Origin of the sequence: Streptomyces durbertensis, assembly GCF_014156695.1 — a bacterium.
Lineage (GTDB): Bacteria > Actinomycetota > Actinomycetes > Streptomycetales > Streptomycetaceae > Streptomyces > Streptomyces durbertensis.
Genome location: NZ_WMLF01000088.1, coordinates 1 through 15,333, shown reverse-complemented (window position 1 = coordinate 15,333; position 15,333 = coordinate 1). Strand labels below are relative to the sequence as shown.

Here is a 15,333-nt window from a genome sequence, read left to right as displayed (position 1 = left end):
GTCCGGCTGTTCGATGCGCCGGGCGCCGGGGCATTCTGGGCCAGCGGCGTGCTTGCCCGGCTGCCGATGGGGATGTTCGGCGTCGCCGCCGTGGTGATGATCGCCCGGACACACGGCTCCTACGCCCTCGCCGGCGCGATCAGCGCGACCGGCCTCGCCGCCGCCGCGCTGCTCGCGCCGCTCGTGGCCCGGCTGGTCGACCGGCACGGGCAGGCACGCGTCGCGGTACCGGCCGTCCTGCTCGCCGTACTCGGCAACCTGCTGCTGGTACTCGCCGTGTGGACGGCCGCGCCGGCCTGGACGCTGTTCCTCTGCGCCGCCACCGCGTCCACCGCGCCCAACACCGGTGGCATGGCCCGGGCCCGCTGGGCCCACCTGTACCGGGGCGACAGCCCGGACCGGGTGCGCGCCCGGCACACCGCGAACTCCCTCGAACAGGCCACCGACGAACTGTGCTTCATGCTCGGCCCGGTGGTCGCCGTCACGCTGTGTCTGGGGCTCTTCCCCGAGGCCGGGACGCTGCTGGCGACGGTTCTGCTGGCCGCCGGCACGCTGCTGTTCGCGGCGCAGCGGCGGACCGAACCCCCGGTCGCGTCACGGCTGGCGGGTGGACGGGCGCCGCTCACCGTGCCGGGCATGCCGGCCCTGCTGTGTGTCTTCCTGTGCACCGGGGCCGTGTTCGGCTCGATGGAGGTCGTCACCGTCGCCCACACGGACGCCCTCGGGCACGCGGCGCTCGCCGGCCCGGTCCTCGCCCTCCAGGCCGCCGGATCATGCGCCGCCGGTCTTGCCTACGGGCTGCTGCGGCCACGCGGCGGACTGCGGCGCCGCTTCACCGGCTGCGTGGCGCTGATGGCCGCCCTCATGACGCTGCCGCTGCTGGCCGCGTGGGCGGGCGGGCTCGCGCTGCTGGCCGCCGCGCTCCTCGTGGCGGGCATGGCCACGGCGCCGACGATGGTCACCGCCATGACGCTCGTCCAGCGGCTGGTCCCGGCGGCCCGTATCAACGAGGGCATGACCATCGCGGTGACCGCGCTGCTGGGCGGGATCGCCGCCGGGGCCGCGCTCGGCGGGCAGGCCGCCGAACACCTGGACGCGCACTGGCCGTACGCGCTGCCGGCGGCCGCGGCGGCGACCGCGGCCGCGGTGGCGCTCACCACGGCCGCCACGAGCCGCCGCCCGCGACTCCCCTGAGAGCCCGGATTGGTCCGGTCATCCGTGGGCTCAGCGGACCGGTACACCGAGCCGCTCAGCACCTACGTTGGTGATCACACCAAGCCAGTCACACAAGGAGACGGAACATGCGGCGACGTCGAATCGGCGGACGGTCGGGACCTGAGGCCGGCGTGCTGTGCCTGGGCACCCTGCCCTTCGGTACCACGGTCGACGAGCGGACCTCGTTCGCGATCCTCGACCGCTTCACCGAACTGGGCGGCAACCTCGTCGACACGGCGAACAACTACGCCTTCTGGCAGCCTGGCGCGACCGGCGACGAGAGCGAGACGACGCTCGGGCGGTGGATGGCCAGCCGCCGAGCCCGCGACCGGGTGCTCGTCGCCACAAAGGGGGGCGCCCGCCCGACCGTGCCCGGAACGGGCCTGGAGACCGCGGAGGGGCTTTCCGCGAAGGCACTCCGCGCGGCGGCCGAGGACAGTCTGCGGCGCCTGGGCACCGACCGCATCGACCTCTACTGGACACACGTGGAGGACCGGTCGGTCCCGCTGGAAGAGACCCTGGAGGTGCTGGACGGACTGGTCACGGCCGGCGACGTGGCCCACCTCGGCGCCTCGAACCACACGATTTGGCGCACCGAACGCGCCCGGACGACCGCCCGCCGGCACGGCTGGGCCGAGTACACGTGCCTCCAACTGCGCTACTCCTACCTCCAGCCGAGGTTCGACGCCGGGCTGCCGGAGAGCGCGCACGTCCACGCGACGCCGGAGGCGCTCGACTACGTGCGCGAGGACCCGGGGCTGACACTGATGGCGTACTCGTCGCTGCTCTCGGGCGCCTACTCCCGTTCCGACCGGCCGCTGGCCGCGGCCTACGACCACCCCGGGACCAGGGCGCGGCTGGCCGCCCTGCGCGAGGTGGCCGACGAGCTCGGGGCCACGCCCCACCAGGTGGTGCTGGCCTGGCTGATCGACGGCAGCCCCGCGGTGGTGCCGGTTGTCGGGGTCAGCTCCGTCGCACAGGTGGAGGAGGCCGTCGGGGCACTGGAGGTGCGGCTGGACGCGCGCTCGCGGGAGAAGCTCGACCGCGCGGGAGCGGTCGCGGACTGAGCGGCGGATTCGCTCGCCGGCTCACGTCTCCCGAGGCGTGTGGTCGACCGCCTCGGCGAGTCTCCGCACGGCGTCGGCGACAGCCGGGTCCGGCAGGTTGCCGTAGCCCAGTACCAGCGTCGTGCCGGGACGGGGGCCCGGCACGACCCGGTACCGGTCCAGCGCCGCCACCCGCAGGCCCCGCCGCGCGCCTTCCGCGGCGACCCTGCCCGCCCTGCGGTCGCCCAGGTCGAGCAACAGGTGGAAGCCGGCCGCGACGCCCGACACCCGGCATGCCGGCAACCGCTCACCGAGCGCCGCCAGCAGGCTGTCGCGCCGACTCCGGTAGCGGAGCCGGGAGGCCCTCAGATGCCGGTCGTACGCGCCGCTCGCGACGAGGTGGGCGAGCGCCAGCTGGTCCACGACCGGCGGGCAACCGCCGTGCCCGCGGTCTGCGGCGAGCGCGGCGGCCAGCCACGGCGGCACCGCGGCCCAACCGAGCCGCAGCGCCGGGGCAAGCGTCTTGCTGACCGAACCGAGCAGGACGACCCGGTCCGGCGCCATCCCCTGGAGCACGCCGACGGGTTGACGGTCGTACCGGAACTCCGAGTCGTAGTCGTCCTCCAGTACCACCCCGTCCACCTCGGCCGCCCAGGTCAGCAGTTCGGTCCGGCGACGCGGGGCGAGCACCACCCCGGTGGGGAACTGGTGGGCGGGCGCGACCACCACCGCGCGCGCCTCGGGGTGCTCCCGCAACCGGTCGACGCGGAGTCCGTCCGCGTCGACGGCTACCGGCACGGCGACCAGACCGGCCGCGTGCACCGCCTCCACCACTGCGCCCCACCCGGGATCCTCGACCGCCACATGCGTGTGACCGGCGGCCCCGAGGGCGCGGCAGGCACGCGTCAACGCGTCGAACGTGCCGGCTCCCACCACGAGTTCGCCCCAGGCCAGGTCAGCACCTCGGGAGCGGACGAGGTACGCGGCGAGCCGCCGCCGCAGCGCGGAGTGCCCGGCGGGATCGGGATAGCCGAGGTCGGCGGAGACGACTTCGGCGGTCGCCGCCCGCAGCGCGTCCGCCCAGCGGGCGCGCGGAAAAGCCCGCAGGTCCGGCAGCCCCGCGGCCAGGTCGTACTCCGGCGCCTGTTCGCTGACCGCTTCCGGGGGGCGGTCGCCGGGTCGGTCGCCCGGCCGTGCGCGGGGCGCGCGTCGCGGCTGGGGCCGGGCCCGCGTCCCCGAGCCACTGCGCGCTTCCAGGTGCCCCTCGGCGACGAGTTGGCCGTAGGCCTCGGTGACGACCCAGCGGGAGCAGCCGAGATCGGACGCCAGCTCGCGGCTGGGAGGCAGCGCCCCACCGGGCGGGATGCGACCGTCCGCGAGGGCCGCCCGTAGCGCCCTGGCCAGACGGTGGTGCAGCGGGCCACCGCCCGGATCGCCGAGGTCCAGGAAGGTGCGCCAGGCGGCGTCCCCACCGGGTGGCAGCTGCTGTGACATGGGCGGGATGCTACGCGCCACCCCGGTCACGCCGTGACGCGCCCGGTCACGCCGTGAGGCCGGCGGCACCGCTCGTGTGCGCCGCCGGCCTCACAGCCGGGCCGATGGGGTGTGGTCGCCGGTCAGCAGCGGAGGTTGTTGCCCGGTGTCGTGCCGAGGAGGGAGCTGAACTGCTCGAAGAGCCGGACGCGGCTCTCCACCTTCGCCGGCTGCCCGCCGTTGCACTCCAGCGCGCCGTTGATGGTGCGGATGGTCTCGCCGAAGCCGTGGCCGCCGACGATCGCGTTGTGCGCGGTCATCCGGCCGGCGCCGGTCTGGGTGTTCCAGAACCACAGGGCGGTCTTCCAGGAGACCTCGGCGTTGTTCTCGACGAGATACGGGTTGCGCAGCAGGTCGATGCCGAGCGCGTCGCCCGCGGCCTTGTAGTTGAAGTTCCAGCTGAGCTGGATGGGGCCGCGGCCGTAGTAGGCGGCGTTGCCGGCGGGGCAGCCGTAGGGCTGGGAAGTGTCGCAGTAGTGCGGGTAGTTGTTGCGGTCCTGCTCGACGATGTGGACGAGCCCGCCGGTCTCGTGGTGCACGTTGGCGAGGAAGGCGGCGGCCTCACGGCGCTGGGTGGCCTGGTCGCCGGTCTTGGTGAAGCCGGGGTAGGCGCTGAGCGCGCCGACGAGGCCCTGGTAGGTGTAGAAGCGGTTCCGGTTCGGGAACATCTGGTTGAACTGGGCTTCTGAGACCACGAAGTTGGGGTTGACCGGGCCGGGGCCGTTGCCCCCGCCGCAGGCGCCCCGGTGCTCCCAGACGGCGACGCCGTTCGCGGGGGTCTCTCCCTGCGTCCACCACTTGGCGCGCCAGTTGCTGCCGTTGTGGGAGGCGACGTCGCCTCCCCAGTAGACCTTCGAGGCGCTCCACGGCGCCGCGCACGCCTCGTTGGCGCGCGCCTGCTGCCCGCCGCCGCCGAGGTTCGGCAGGAACACGGCGAGCACGCCGAGCAGCACGCCCGCCGAGAGCAGGGAGAGGAGCCTGGTTCTGGACATGGGGGGACCACCTCGCTTGCAGTGGGGGGTTGATCGCACCCAGTAGACGACCCAGCCATGCCCACGTCAAGGTCTAGACCAAAAGCTCCTTGCAGGATGACAGAGTGCGGGATCATCTCCCCACGCCACGCGGACAAGGAGCACGACCGCATGACCGCAAGCCCCGACGACGCCCGCGACGCCGACGCCCCCTGGGACGAGACCGCCTACCTACTCCGCTCCCCCGCCAACGCCCACCGCCTCATGGCGGCGGTAGCCCGCGACAAGGCCAACGCCACACGGACGCCGCACCGGCTCCAGACGCCGGCGGTGGCAAAGGAGCTGGCCAAGCTGCCGTCACTGGCCAACCTGGTAAGCATTGACCGCGAGGAGGATCGGGGTGCCGTTGCCCCTCATCGAGTGGAAGGAGACGACTGACTGCGAAATGACTCCACTGACGATAAAATGCAGTCATGGCTACGACAGCGTTCACCGTCAGGGAAGTCCCAGAGGACGTCGCACGGCGCATAAAGGTCCGAGCTGCAGAAGCAGGTCAGTCCCTCCAGACGTACCTGCTCGGCGTCATCACCAGAGAGGCGTCGGTGCCGACCAACGCGGAGCTGGCCGAACGCATGAAACGCCAGGCAAGCGTGGACCTGTCCGAAGTGGACGTGCCCGGCTTCCTCGAAGCCGAGCGGGAGCGCCGTTGATCGTCATCGACTGCTCAGCCCTCGTGCATGCCCTGACCGACGTCAGCGAACGCGGAGACAGCGCGCGGCGACGCATCGCGACGAACGACCTCATCGCGCCCACGCTCCTCGATTACGAGATCGCTTCCGCTCTCTTCGGAATGGCACGCGGCACCCGGGGAGGAGTTCCGAAACTCTCCCAGGACGCCCTGGACGAGGCACTTGCCACCTACCAGGCTCTACCGATCCGGCACTTCGACGCTCCCCCGTTCTGGCCTCGCGTCCGGGAGCTCTCGGCCAACATGTCGGCCTACGACGCCGCCTATGTCGCACTTGCCGAAGGGCTCGACCTGCCGCTTGTCACGGCCGACGCGAGAATCGCACGCGCCGGGGTGGCACGGACCAGCATCGAAGTGATCTGACCTCGGGCGACGACGCACGGCAAAGGCCCTGGGGCCGTGTCGTCGCCGACACGGCCCCAGGGCCTTGAACAGTGGAGATGGCGGGAATCGAACCCGCGTCCAACGGTGCGGAAGGAGGGCTTCTCCGAGCGCAGTCTGCTGTGCTTTTCTCAGCCCCGGCAGTCACGCAGACAAGCTGCCGACGGGCTCAGTCACTGTTTGATGTCCCTGCAGACCCCGTGACCGGGTCTACGCGGTGAGTTCCCTAGCTGATGCCAGGAACCGGGTCGGGAACGCACCCGGGCTGACACTTCGCAAGTCGCTGATCAGGCAGCGAGGGCGAAGGAATCGCGCTTGGTGTTGGCGATTATTTTTTTGCGGCACATGGTTAGCGAGATCATTGCCGCGTTCCTCGGCTCGCTTCCCCTACTTCGACATCCGCTGTCGAAACCGATCATCCCCATGTTGAGTTAACAAGCGCGTCGGGCCCGGGGGCCCGGCGGCGGTGTTGACACCATCGTACGTGAACAACACGGCGGGGTGCCAGCACATTCCCGCCCGGTCGGGTGAGCGGGACGGACGGCGCCCGGCCGGCGCCCTCAGCGGCGGCTGCGGCGGCGAGCCGCCGAGATCGCGCGGTCCGCCTCGCGGCGGTCCTGCTTCTCCCGCAGGGTCTGCCGCTTGTCGTACTCCCTCTTGCCTCGGGCGAGCGCGAGCTCGACCTTGGCCCGGCCGTCCTTGAAGTACAGCTGGAGCGGCACCAGGGTCAGACCGGTCTCCTGGAGCTTGCCGATGAGCTTGTCGATCTCGGCGCGGTGCATCAGGAGCTTGCGCTTGCGACGGGCGCTGTGGTTCGTCCAGGTGCCCTGGCTGTACTCGGGGATGTGCACGTTGTGCAGCCACACCTCGCCGGCGTCGATCTGGCCGAAGCCGTCGACGAGGGAGGCGCGGCCCTGGCGGAGCGACTTGACCTCGGTCCCGGTCAGTACGAGACCGCACTCGAACGTGTCGAGGATGTTGTAGTCGTGCCGCGCCTTCTTGTGCTGCGCGATGAGTTTGCGACCCGTCTCTTTTGCCATAGCGGGGCCATTGTGGCTCAATCGCGGGCCGCGAGGCCACTCAATACCGTGCGGGCCTTCTCCAGGGCGCGCTCGCCCGACCGCACGGTGACGTCGGGGGTCAGGCCCTCGCCGTCGAGCACCCGGCCGGAGGGGGTGCTGTAGTGGCCGACGGTGAGTTCGGCGACGGAGCCGTCCGGCTGCTCGCGGGGCACCTGGACGGTGCCCTTGCCGAAGGTGCGGGTGCCGACGACCACGGCGCGGTCCCGGTCCTGGAGGGCGCCGGCGACGAGCTCGGCGGCGCTCATGGTCCCGCCGTCGACGAGCACGACCAGCGGCGCGGTGGTCTGGCCGCCGGGCTCGGCGTGCAGCGCGTGCTCGGTCTCCTCGTCGCCGTAGGTGCCGACGAGGCCGCCGTCGAGGAAGGTCGACGCGGCGGCGGCGGCCTCGTGCAGCAGTCCGCCTGCGTTGCCGCGCAGGTCGAGCAGGATGCCGGCGCCGTCGGGGGCCTGCCGGACGGCGCGCCGGACCTCGTCGCCGGAACCCTTGGTGAAGGCGGTGACGGTGATGCGCGTGGCGTCGGGCGCCAGCCGTTCCACGGTGACCGGCTCGGTGGAGAGGCTGGCGCGGCGCAGCGTGACGGCCCGGGCGCGGCCGTCCCGGCCGACGTCGACGGTGACGGGGCTGCCGGCGGGCGCGGCGCGGGTGCCGTCGTCCCCGCGCAGCCGGGCGACGACGTCGGTGACGGGCAGGTCGCCGACGTGCGCGCCGTCGACGGCGCGCAGCCGGTCGCCGCGCCGCACCCCGGCCAGGTCGGCGGGGCTGCCGGCGGTGACGCGGGCCACCTCCAGGGCGCCGCCGGAGGCCCGGCGGACGGCGATGCCGACGCCGACATAGCGTCCGTCGAGAGCCTGCTGCAGGCCCTCGTACTCCCGCGCGCTGTAGGCGACGGACCAGCGGTCGCCGCTGCGGCTGACGAGCTTGTGCGCGTCGTCGGCCTGGTGGACGCCCTCCGCGCCGGGGTCGGCGGGGTCGCTGGGGCTTATCGGCGTGCCCTGTGTGCCGCGCGGTCCGGCCGCCTCGCCGCCCTCGGCCTCCTCGCTCCAGGAGCCGGTGGCGAAGCCGGTGAGGAGGACACCCGCGAAGACGAATGTCAGGGCGGCCCCGCGGCGCATGCGGCGGGGCTCGACGAACATCCGTGTGCCCGACATGGTGCGTCAGTCTAGGGCAGGGGCATGATCGTCTGGCCGGATCGCGCGCGGGGCGCTCGCGGCGTTTCTCACATCCGCGTCACACGCGCAGGTACTTGCGCAGAGCGAGGAACGCTGCAAAGGCCGGCATGATGACACCCACCGCGAGCACCAGCGGGAGCACCTTCAACACCGAGTCCCAGCCGATGAAGTTGATGAGCGGGATCTGTTCCCTCAGCCACTGGTCGACGAGGAAGTACTTGCCGCTCATCAGCATTCCGCAGGCCAGCAGACCGCCCAACAGGCCGGCCACGGCGGCCTCCATGATGAACGGGATCTGGATGTAGAAGCTCGACGCGCCGACCAGCCGCATGATGCCGGTCTCCCTCCGGCGGCTGAACGCCGACACCCGCACGGTGTTGACGATCAGCAGGCCGGCGACGATCAGCATCAGCGCCATCAGGAACAGGGCCGCCCGGTTCATTCCGCTGAGCAGGTTGAACAGGTCCTCCAGCAGGTCCTTCTGGTCCTGCACCGAGTGCACGCCCTGCCGGCCGGAGAAGGCCGTGCTGACCACCTCGAACTTCTCCGGGTCGCTGAGCTTGACCCGGTAGGACTCCTGCATCTGGTCCGGGGTCAGGGAGGGAGCCAGCGGGGAGTCGGGGAACTGCTCCTTGTAGTGCTTGAAGGCCTCCTCGCTCGACTCGTAGAAGACCTTGTCGACGACCTTCATCTTCTCCAGGTCGGCCTTGATCTCACGCTTCTGCTGCCCGGTGACCGCGCCCCGGGCACAGGCCGGCGCGGTCGCCGCGTCGGTCTTGTTGCAGAGGTAGATGGAGACCTGGACCTTGTCGTACCAGTAGCCCTTCATCTGGTTGACCTGCTGGCCGGCCAGCAGCGCGCCACCGAGGAGGGCGAGCGAGATCGCCACCGAGACGATCACGGCGAAGGTCATCGTGAGATTGCGGCGGAGACCGACGCCGATCTCCGAGAAGACGAACTGGGCGCGCATGGCGTCCTTTCAGTGCTGGGAGCCGTAGCCGCTCAGTGCTGGTAGCCGTAGACGCCGCGGGACTGGTCGCGGACGAGACGGCCCTTCTCCAACTCGATCACGCGCTTGCGCATCTGGTCGACGATCTGCTGGTCGTGGGTGGCCATCACAACCGTCGTCCCCGTGCGGTTGATGCGGTCGAGCAGCTTCATGATGCCGACGGAGGTCTGGGGGTCGAGGTTGCCGGTCGGCTCGTCGGCGATCAGCAGCATGGGCCGGTTCACGAACGCCCGCGCGATCGCCACCCGCTGCTGCTCACCGCCGGACAGCTCGCCTGGCATCCGGTCGTCCTTGCCGCCGAGTCCGACGAGGTCCAGGACCTCGGGCACGGTCTTGCGGATCTGCCCGCGCGGCTTGCCGATGACCTCCAGCGCGAAGGCGACGTTCTCGCCGACCGTCTTGTTCGGCAGCAGCCGGAAGTCCTGGAAGACCGTGCCCAACTGGCGCCGCATGTGCGGGACCTTCCAGTTGGACAGCCGGTTCAGGTCCTTGCCGAGCACGTGCACCTGGCCCTCGCTGGCGCGCTCCTCGCGGAGCAGCAGGCGCAGGAAGGTGGACTTGCCGGAGCCGGACGAGCCCACCAGGAAGACGAACTCACCGCGCTCGACCTCCAGCGACACGTCGCGGAGGGCGGGGTGGTTCTGCTTGGGGTAGCGCTTGGAGACGTTGTCGAATCGAATCACTGATTTACACCACGTCGACCTGGGTAGGGGCTACGAGAACCGCGGCGGCGACTCTCCTCGGTGTGGGCGACCATACGCGAATCGGACGGGGCGTCGCAGTCCGCGTCCGGTTTGCCCCCGGGCCGTGGCGGGACAGATCAACGCGAACGCCGCATAACGCCGCGCGGTGGCGGGTTCGCCGTGAGTGACGACCTCTTCCGGAGCCTTCGACGGGACATCGTGCGGCGGAGGGTCGATCCTGGCAGAGTGGACCCCCGCCCGGCGGCGATCCGCCCGACCGGGAACGAATCGGACGCCGGTGGCGTTGACATGGATGGCATGGCCGGCGGTGGCCGACAGGCGGCCGGCGCCGCGGCACCATCAGAACGGATGACGGGGAGGAGGAGGCTCGATGACCTGCGACCGACTGGTTTGCGCCAACTGCGCGGGCCCGGTCAGCGAGGCCCGCTGCGCGGTCTGCCGCGCCGAGCGGGACCGCCGGCACCGGCAGGGCCCCCTGGCCTCCCTGACCCCCACGGCCCTTCTGGCGCTGCTGCTGACGCTCCTGGCGGTGGCCCTGCTGGCCACCCAGGCCGTCGGCGTGTAGCCGGCCCGGGGCCGGCGGGCAGGCCCTTCGCCACGTGGACTCACGGAACAAAGAGGCCGGGTCCGGACACTGGATGTGTCCGGACCCGGCCTCTTTCAGCCGTCGTCGGCGGGTCTCCTCACGCCGACCCGCCGACCTCAGCGGCATGTGCCACGGTCATGCGCCGTGGCATCACACGGAGTGGTGGATCAGGCGGCCGCGGCGCCACCGCGCGTCATCAGACGCGGCAGCAGCCGGAAGCCGACACCGCCGGCGATCATCGTCGCGGCACCGACCACCAGGAAGGTGGTCTCCATGGCACCGGTCTCGGCCAGCTCGTCCTGCTTCTCCTGACCGCCCTGCGGGGCGGGCTTCTGCGGCGTGGTGATCTGGTCCTTGCCACCGGAGTTCGGGGCGGTGCCGTCAGGCGCCGTCGAACCGTCCGGGTTCGGGCCACCCGGCTCACCCGAACCACCCGTGCCGCCCGTGCCACCCGGCTTGCCGGGCTCGCTCGGCGTACCCGGCTCGGTGGGCGTACCCGGCTCGGTGGGCGTACCCGGCTCGGTGGGCTCCGGGTTGGTGGGCTCCGGCTCCGGGTTGGTGGGCTCCGGCTCGGGGTCCGGGTCCGGGTTGGTGGGCTCCGGCTCCGGGTCCGGGTCCGTCGGGTCCGGGTCGCCCGGCAGGTCCGGGTCACCCGGGTTGTCCGGGTCATCGCCGCCGCCACCGATGAGGCCGCCGATGATGCCACCGCCGTTGTCGCCGTCGCCCGGGGCGGCCTGGGCCACGCCGGCGACGGTCAGCGAAAGGCCCGCGGCGAACACGGCACCGGCCGCGATCCGCGCGATGCGCACACGCGTCTTGTTATTGGTCACTACCAACTACCCCCAGTAGTTGCGTCTTTGTCAGTGGTTCGGCGTTGCCGAGCCGGCCCCGCGGTGGGGGGACACACCCTGAAGGCCGGGCCCTGATCCGGGCCAGGACAGTTGAAGACGCCCCCCGCGTACACGCACGATGCCAGGCACACGCCTGCCGAGCGAACAGCTTTCCCAGTAATCACGGCAGCGTCAAGCGAGGTCCGGGCGAAATGTCCGCGGTGGGCGGTCGGTTGGCGTCGTGGGCGCACGGGTGTGAGGGATTCGACACACAAACCCCATCAAGCCGACACCTGTTGGCGGGAGAGTTCAGCCCGGCTCGCGCAGCCAGTCGCGGTCGGCGGCGATGCGTACGGCGTCGACCGGGGTGCGGGCGGCCAGTTTCCGTACGGCCGCGCTGAGATGGTTGCGCACGGTTCCGACGGTGAGGCTCAACTCCCGTGCGATGTCGGCGGTGTCCGCGCCCGTCGCGACCCGCCGCAGGATCTCCCGTTCCCGCACGCTGAGCGGGCTGCCGCCGATCTCCCTTGCCGCGCGCAGCACTTCGGGATCGCCTACCGCCTCCCCCGCGGCGACCGCGTGCACCCCCGCGACCAGGTCGGCGAACGGCAGTCCGGTGTGCAGGTAGCCGGCGGCGCCGGCCAGCAGCGCGCTGCGCACCTGCCCGGGGCCTGGCGCACCGCCGAAGACCACCAGGGAACGGCAGCCCGGGACGGCGAGCCTGAGCGCGTGGACCGTGTTGATGCCGTCCCCGCAGGGCGGCTCCCGCCCGTCGTCGGCGCCGGGCAGCCGGGTGCTGATGAGCGCCACCTCGGGGCCGCGCACCCGCGCGGCGGACACCACCTCCGGGCCGGACCCGGCCTGCGCGACCACCTTGACGCCGTCCTCCAGGCCCAGCGCCGCGGCCAACGCCTCCCGCAGCATGCGCTGCTCGCCGGCCACCAGCACTCTGGTCATGCGGTGCTCCCTCCGCCAACCGTCAGTCCGCAGATGCAGATGCGCGAGGGGCGGGAAGAGTTGTACGCGAAGCGGCCCCGGGCGCGTGGAAGCGCGCGGGGCCCGGCCCGAGGGCTCAGGCGGCCGTCTGCTCCTGCTGCTTGCGCCAGCGGATGCCGGCCTCAAGGAAGCCGTCGATGTCGCCGTCGAGCACGGCCTGCGGGTTGCCGACCTCGTGCTCGGTCCGCAGGTCCTTGACCATCTGGTACGGCTGGAGGACGTAGGAGCGCATCTGGTTGCCCCAGGAGTTGCCGCCGTCGCCCTTGAGGGCGTTCATCTTGGCCTGCTCCTCCTCGCGGCGGCGCGCGAGGAGCCGGGCCTGGAGGACGCGCAGCGCGGCGGCGCGGTTCTGGATCTGGGACTTCTCGTTCTGGCAGGAGACGACGATGCCGGTGGGGATGTGCGTCATGCGCACGGCGGAGTCGGTGGTGTTCACCGACTGGCCGCCGGGGCCGGAGGAGCGGAAGACGTCGATCCGCAGCTCGTTCTCCGGGATCTCGATGTGGTCCATCTGCTCGACGACGGGCAGCACCTCGACGCCGGCGAACGACGTCTGGCGGCGGCCCTGGTTGTCGAAGGGCGAGATGCGGACCATGCGGTGCGTGCCCTGCTCGACGGAGAGCGTGCCGTAGGCGTAGGGCGCCTTCACGGTGAAGGTGGTCGACTTGATGCCGGCCTCCTCCGCGTAGGAGGTGTCCAGGATCTCCGTCGGGTAGCCGCGCCGCTCGGCCCAGCGCAGGTACATGCGCTGCAGCTGCTCGGCGAAGTCGGCCGCGTCGACGCCGCCGGCCTCGGCGCGGACGGAGACCATCGCCTCCCGCTCGTCGTACTCGCCGGAGAGCAGCGTGCGCACCTCCAGCTCGTCGACGGTCTTGCGGACGGAGGCCAGCTCGGCCTCGGCCTCGTTGCGCGCGTCGGCGTCGTCCTCGGCTTCGGCCAGCTCGAACAGGACCTCCAGGTCCTCGATGCGGCCGTGCAGCTCCTCGACCTTGCGCAGCTGGCCCTGGAGGAAGGACAGCTTGCTGTTGACCTGCTGCGCCTTGTCGGGGTCGTCCCACAGGGAGGGGTCGGCCGCCTGCTCTTCGAGCGCGGCGATGTCAGCCCTCATCTTGTCGAGGTCGAGAACGGCCTCGATCGACTCCATGGTGGAGGTGAGGGACTTCAGAGCTTCGGATGCATCGAGGACTGCCACGCCTCCAGCCTAACGGTTAACGGCGCGGTCACGGTGTGGGCTGTTCGACGGCCGGCGGCGTGGGCTCGTCGGTGCCGCCGAAGGCCAGCCAGCCGCCCAGTCCGATGCCGACGGCGGCGGCGGTCCCGACGGCGACGATCCGCAGCCGGCGGCGGCGCTCGGCGGCCCGGTGGCGGGCGGAGCCGGCACGCGGCTGGCCGGGGGCGCGCGGCGCGCGGGCGGTGCCGTGCGCGCCGCCCGCCAGTTCCTCGACGGCCGGGACGCGCATGCTGGTGTGCGTCTCGCGGTTGGCCGAGTCGGGGTCGGGTCCGCCGTGGACGAGCGGCACGGCGCCGCTGGTCGGCGGCGGGAGGTGCCCGGAGGGGTCGGCGGCGCCGACGGGCTCGGGGACCGGCTCGGGTTCGGGCTCGTCGATCTCCAGGGCGGGCATGCCGGCCAGCGCGGGCGACATCTCCCGCAGCCTGGCGGCCACCTCGCCGGCGCGCAGCCGGGACGCCGGGCCCTTGGCCAGGCACTGGTGGATGAGCCGCCACAGCTCGTCGGGGACGCCGGGCAGCGGGGCGACGGTCTCGGTCACGTGGCGGCGCAGCACCGCCCCGGGGTGGCCGCCGCCGAACGGGGTGAAGCCGGCCAGCATCTCGTACAGCACGGTGGCCAGGGCGTAGATGTCGACGGACGCCCGGGGCGGGAGGCCCTCGACGATCTCGGGTGCCACGTAGTCGGGGGTGCCGACGACCCGGCTGCCGCCGCGCGCGGGCTCGTCGATCAGCTTGGCGACGCCGAAGTCGGTGAGCAGCGCGGACCGGGTGGCGTCGTCGAGCAGGATGTTCTCCGGCTTGACGTCGCGGTGGACGTAGCCGGCGGCGTGGGCGGCGGCCAGCGCGTCGGCGATGTCGGCGGCGATGGAGACGGCAACCCTGGGCGGCAGCCGCCGTTCCCGGTCGAGCAGGCTGCGCAGGTCGGTGCCGCGTACCAGGTCCATGACCAGGGCGAGGTCGTTGCCGTCGACGACGAGGTCGCGGACGCCGACGACGTGCGGGTGGTCGAGGCTGACCAGGGCGGCACGCTCCTGGACAAAGCGGCCGACAAGATCCTGGTCGGCGGAGAGGTCGTCGCGCAGCAGCTTGATGGCCACCTGGCCGTCCGGGCCAGAGCCGAGCCACACCGTGCCGGCGCTGCCGCGTCCCAGGATCTGGTGGGCGGTGTAACGACTGCCGATCTTCCGTGCCATGGCAACAACGCTACGCGCCGAGCGGGGTGGGCCGGAGGGCTGATGGCGCGAACTGTCACTTGTGTACGGGAAAAAGCCCCGCAGATGTCGACAAATCTCCTCACCGACCGTCAGCCGATCGGCGCAACGCGCACCGGGTCGGTCGGACCGGCCGGCGACTGGGGCCGGGCACGCGGGTCAGACCGCGCCGGCGACGCCGTCCCTGACCGTGTTGAACCAGTCGACCATCGTCTCCCAGAAGCCCCTGCCCTGGGCGACCCACTCGGGGACGGGCGTGAAGTTCCAGACCAGCGCCACGGTCGCGGCCAGGATCAGCACCATGAACAGGCAGCCCTTGAGGCAGCCGAGGCCCGGGATCCGCATCGGGTTGGCGCCGCGCTGCCGGGAGCCGCGCGGTTCGGGCGCCGCCGGCGGCGGGTCGTAGCGGCGGGGTTCGGGGCGACGCGGTTCCGGCCGCCGGGGTTCGGCGCGGCGGCGCGGCTCGGCGCGTCGCGGCTCCGGCTGGTGGGCCGGGGGCGCGGCGTGCCGCTGGCCGGCGGCCGGGTCGTAGCCCTGGTACGGCTGGTACTGCTGGGGCTGGTGGTGCTGCTGATACTGCTGCTGGTACTGCTGCGGCGGCGGGGGCGGCTGGTGCCGGGGC

At 72.2% G+C, this 15,333-nt stretch carries 16 protein-coding genes, 1 other RNA gene and 1 pseudogene; 6 read left to right on the top strand and 12 right to left on the bottom strand.

The window, feature by feature from the left end; genetic code table 11:
* Positions 1-1,194, top strand: a 1,194-nt coding sequence (locus GL263_RS08775; RefSeq protein ID WP_182855029.1) for an MFS transporter, incomplete at its 5' end; no start/stop codon positions are given.
* Positions 1,195-1,301: 107 nt separating this feature from the next.
* Positions 1,302-2,282 (top strand): aldo/keto reductase, encoded by a 981-nt coding sequence (locus tag GL263_RS08770; protein ID WP_182855028.1) that lies wholly within the window; start codon positions 1,302-1,304, stop codon positions 2,280-2,282.
* Between the two features lie 21 nt (positions 2,283-2,303).
* Here GL263_RS08770 and pdxR read toward each other — a convergent pair whose 3' ends face one another.
* On the bottom strand, positions 2,304-3,755 hold the full coding sequence (gene pdxR, locus GL263_RS08765; RefSeq protein WP_182855027.1) for a MocR-like pyridoxine biosynthesis transcription factor PdxR: 1,452 nt from the start codon (positions 3,753-3,755) through the stop codon (positions 2,304-2,306).
* 122 nt (positions 3,756-3,877) lie between these two features.
* Positions 3,878-4,786, bottom strand: coding sequence for a glycoside hydrolase family 19 protein (locus GL263_RS08760; protein ID WP_182855026.1), 909 nt, complete (start codon positions 4,784-4,786; stop codon positions 3,878-3,880).
* Positions 4,787-4,882: 96 nt separating this feature from the next.
* Here GL263_RS08760 and GL263_RS29215 point away from each other — a divergent pair, with 96 nt between their 5' ends.
* From GL263_RS29215 to GL263_RS08745, 3 genes are read left to right on the top strand one after another with little or no spacing between them, the layout of a single operon-like run.
* Positions 4,883-5,203 carry a type II toxin-antitoxin system Phd/YefM family antitoxin gene (locus GL263_RS29215; protein WP_438947934.1) on the top strand — a complete coding sequence of 107 codons (321 nt, stop codon included), beginning with the start codon at positions 4,883-4,885 and terminating at the stop codon, positions 5,201-5,203.
* A gap of 35 nt (positions 5,204-5,238) precedes the next feature.
* Positions 5,239-5,475, top strand: coding sequence for a FitA-like ribbon-helix-helix domain-containing protein (locus tag GL263_RS08750; protein WP_182855025.1), 237 nt, complete (start codon positions 5,239-5,241; stop codon positions 5,473-5,475).
* Positions 5,472-5,876, top strand: a complete 405-nt coding sequence (locus GL263_RS08745) for a type II toxin-antitoxin system VapC family toxin (RefSeq protein ID WP_182855024.1) — start codon at positions 5,472-5,474, stop codon at positions 5,874-5,876. The genes GL263_RS08750 and GL263_RS08745 overlap by 4 nt, the downstream gene beginning before the upstream one ends.
* Before the next feature lie 69 nt (positions 5,877-5,945).
* Here the strand turns inward: GL263_RS08745 and ssrA are convergent.
* The 5 genes from ssrA to ftsE form a co-directional block, all read right to left on the bottom strand.
* Positions 5,946-6,317: a transfer-messenger RNA gene (ssrA, locus tag GL263_RS08740) on the bottom strand.
* A gap of 137 nt (positions 6,318-6,454) precedes the next feature.
* Entirely contained in the window at positions 6,455-6,934 is a 480-nt protein-coding gene (gene smpB, locus GL263_RS08735) for an SsrA-binding protein SmpB (protein WP_143646107.1), read from the bottom strand.
* A gap of 17 nt (positions 6,935-6,951) precedes the next feature.
* A complete protein-coding gene (locus tag GL263_RS08730; RefSeq protein WP_182855023.1) occupies positions 6,952-8,124 on the bottom strand; it encodes a S41 family peptidase in 1,173 nt (390 codons plus the stop codon).
* 79 nt (positions 8,125-8,203) lie between these two features.
* Complete coding sequence (ftsX, locus tag GL263_RS08725) at positions 8,204-9,115, bottom strand: permease-like cell division protein FtsX (protein WP_182855022.1); 912 nt, start codon at positions 9,113-9,115, stop codon at positions 8,204-8,206.
* Between the two features lie 32 nt (positions 9,116-9,147).
* The gene (ftsE, locus tag GL263_RS08720) at positions 9,148-9,837 is read right to left on the bottom strand and encodes a cell division ATP-binding protein FtsE (protein ID WP_182855021.1); all 690 of its coding nucleotides are present in this window, start codon (positions 9,835-9,837) and stop codon (positions 9,148-9,150) included.
* 391 nt (positions 9,838-10,228) lie between these two features.
* On the opposite strand from ftsE, the gene GL263_RS08715 reads away from it, so the two are divergent.
* Positions 10,229-10,423, top strand: a complete 195-nt coding sequence (locus GL263_RS08715) for a hypothetical protein (protein ID WP_182855020.1) — start codon at positions 10,229-10,231, stop codon at positions 10,421-10,423.
* Between the two features lie 188 nt (positions 10,424-10,611).
* Here the strand turns inward: GL263_RS08715 and GL263_RS08710 are convergent, their stop codons facing one another.
* The 5 genes and pseudogenes from GL263_RS08710 to GL263_RS08690 form a co-directional block, all read right to left on the bottom strand.
* Entirely contained in the window at positions 10,612-11,253 is a 642-nt protein-coding gene (locus GL263_RS08710) for a hypothetical protein (protein ID WP_323379307.1), read from the bottom strand.
* A 330-nt stretch (positions 11,254-11,583) separates the two neighbouring features.
* Positions 11,584-12,231 (bottom strand): LuxR C-terminal-related transcriptional regulator, encoded by a 648-nt coding sequence (locus GL263_RS08705; protein ID WP_182855018.1) that lies wholly within the window; start codon positions 12,229-12,231, stop codon positions 11,584-11,586.
* A gap of 115 nt (positions 12,232-12,346) precedes the next feature.
* Positions 12,347-13,462, bottom strand: a complete 1,116-nt coding sequence (prfB, locus tag GL263_RS08700) for a peptide chain release factor 2 (RefSeq protein ID WP_182855017.1) — start codon at positions 13,460-13,462, stop codon at positions 12,347-12,349.
* Between the two features lie 28 nt (positions 13,463-13,490).
* Positions 13,491-14,693, bottom strand: a complete 1,203-nt coding sequence (locus GL263_RS08695; protein ID WP_182855016.1) for a serine/threonine-protein kinase — start codon at positions 14,691-14,693, stop codon at positions 13,491-13,493.
* Between the two features lie 177 nt (positions 14,694-14,870).
* Positions 14,871-15,333, bottom strand: a pseudogene (locus GL263_RS08690) (serine/threonine protein kinase); the annotation flags it as partial.

Bases quoted from the DNA above. Each gene is read 5' to 3' on its own strand.
- GL263_RS08770 (WP_182855028.1), top strand. From the start codon at position 1,302: ATGCGGCGACGTCGAATCGGCGGACGGTCGGGACCTGAGGCCGGCGTG.
- pdxR (WP_182855027.1), bottom strand. From the start codon at position 3,755: ATGTCACAGCAGCTGCCACCCGGTGGGGACGCCGCCTGGCGCACCTTC.
- GL263_RS08760 (WP_182855026.1), bottom strand. From the start codon at position 4,786: ATGTCCAGAACCAGGCTCCTCTCCCTGCTCTCGGCGGGCGTGCTGCTC.
- GL263_RS29215 (WP_438947934.1), top strand. From the start codon at position 4,883: ATGACAGAGTGCGGGATCATCTCCCCACGCCACGCGGACAAGGAGCAC.
- GL263_RS08750 (WP_182855025.1), top strand. From the start codon at position 5,239: ATGGCTACGACAGCGTTCACCGTCAGGGAAGTCCCAGAGGACGTCGCA.
- smpB (WP_143646107.1), bottom strand. From the start codon at position 6,934: ATGGCAAAAGAGACGGGTCGCAAACTCATCGCGCAGCACAAGAAGGCG.
- GL263_RS08730 (WP_182855023.1), bottom strand. From the start codon at position 8,124: ATGTCGGGCACACGGATGTTCGTCGAGCCCCGCCGCATGCGCCGCGGG.
- ftsX (WP_182855022.1), bottom strand. From the start codon at position 9,115: ATGCGCGCCCAGTTCGTCTTCTCGGAGATCGGCGTCGGTCTCCGCCGC.
- GL263_RS08715 (WP_182855020.1), top strand. From the start codon at position 10,229: ATGACCTGCGACCGACTGGTTTGCGCCAACTGCGCGGGCCCGGTCAGC.
- GL263_RS08705 (WP_182855018.1), bottom strand. From the start codon at position 12,231: ATGACCAGAGTGCTGGTGGCCGGCGAGCAGCGCATGCTGCGGGAGGCG.
- GL263_RS08695 (WP_182855016.1), bottom strand. From the start codon at position 14,693: ATGGCACGGAAGATCGGCAGTCGTTACACCGCCCACCAGATCCTGGGA.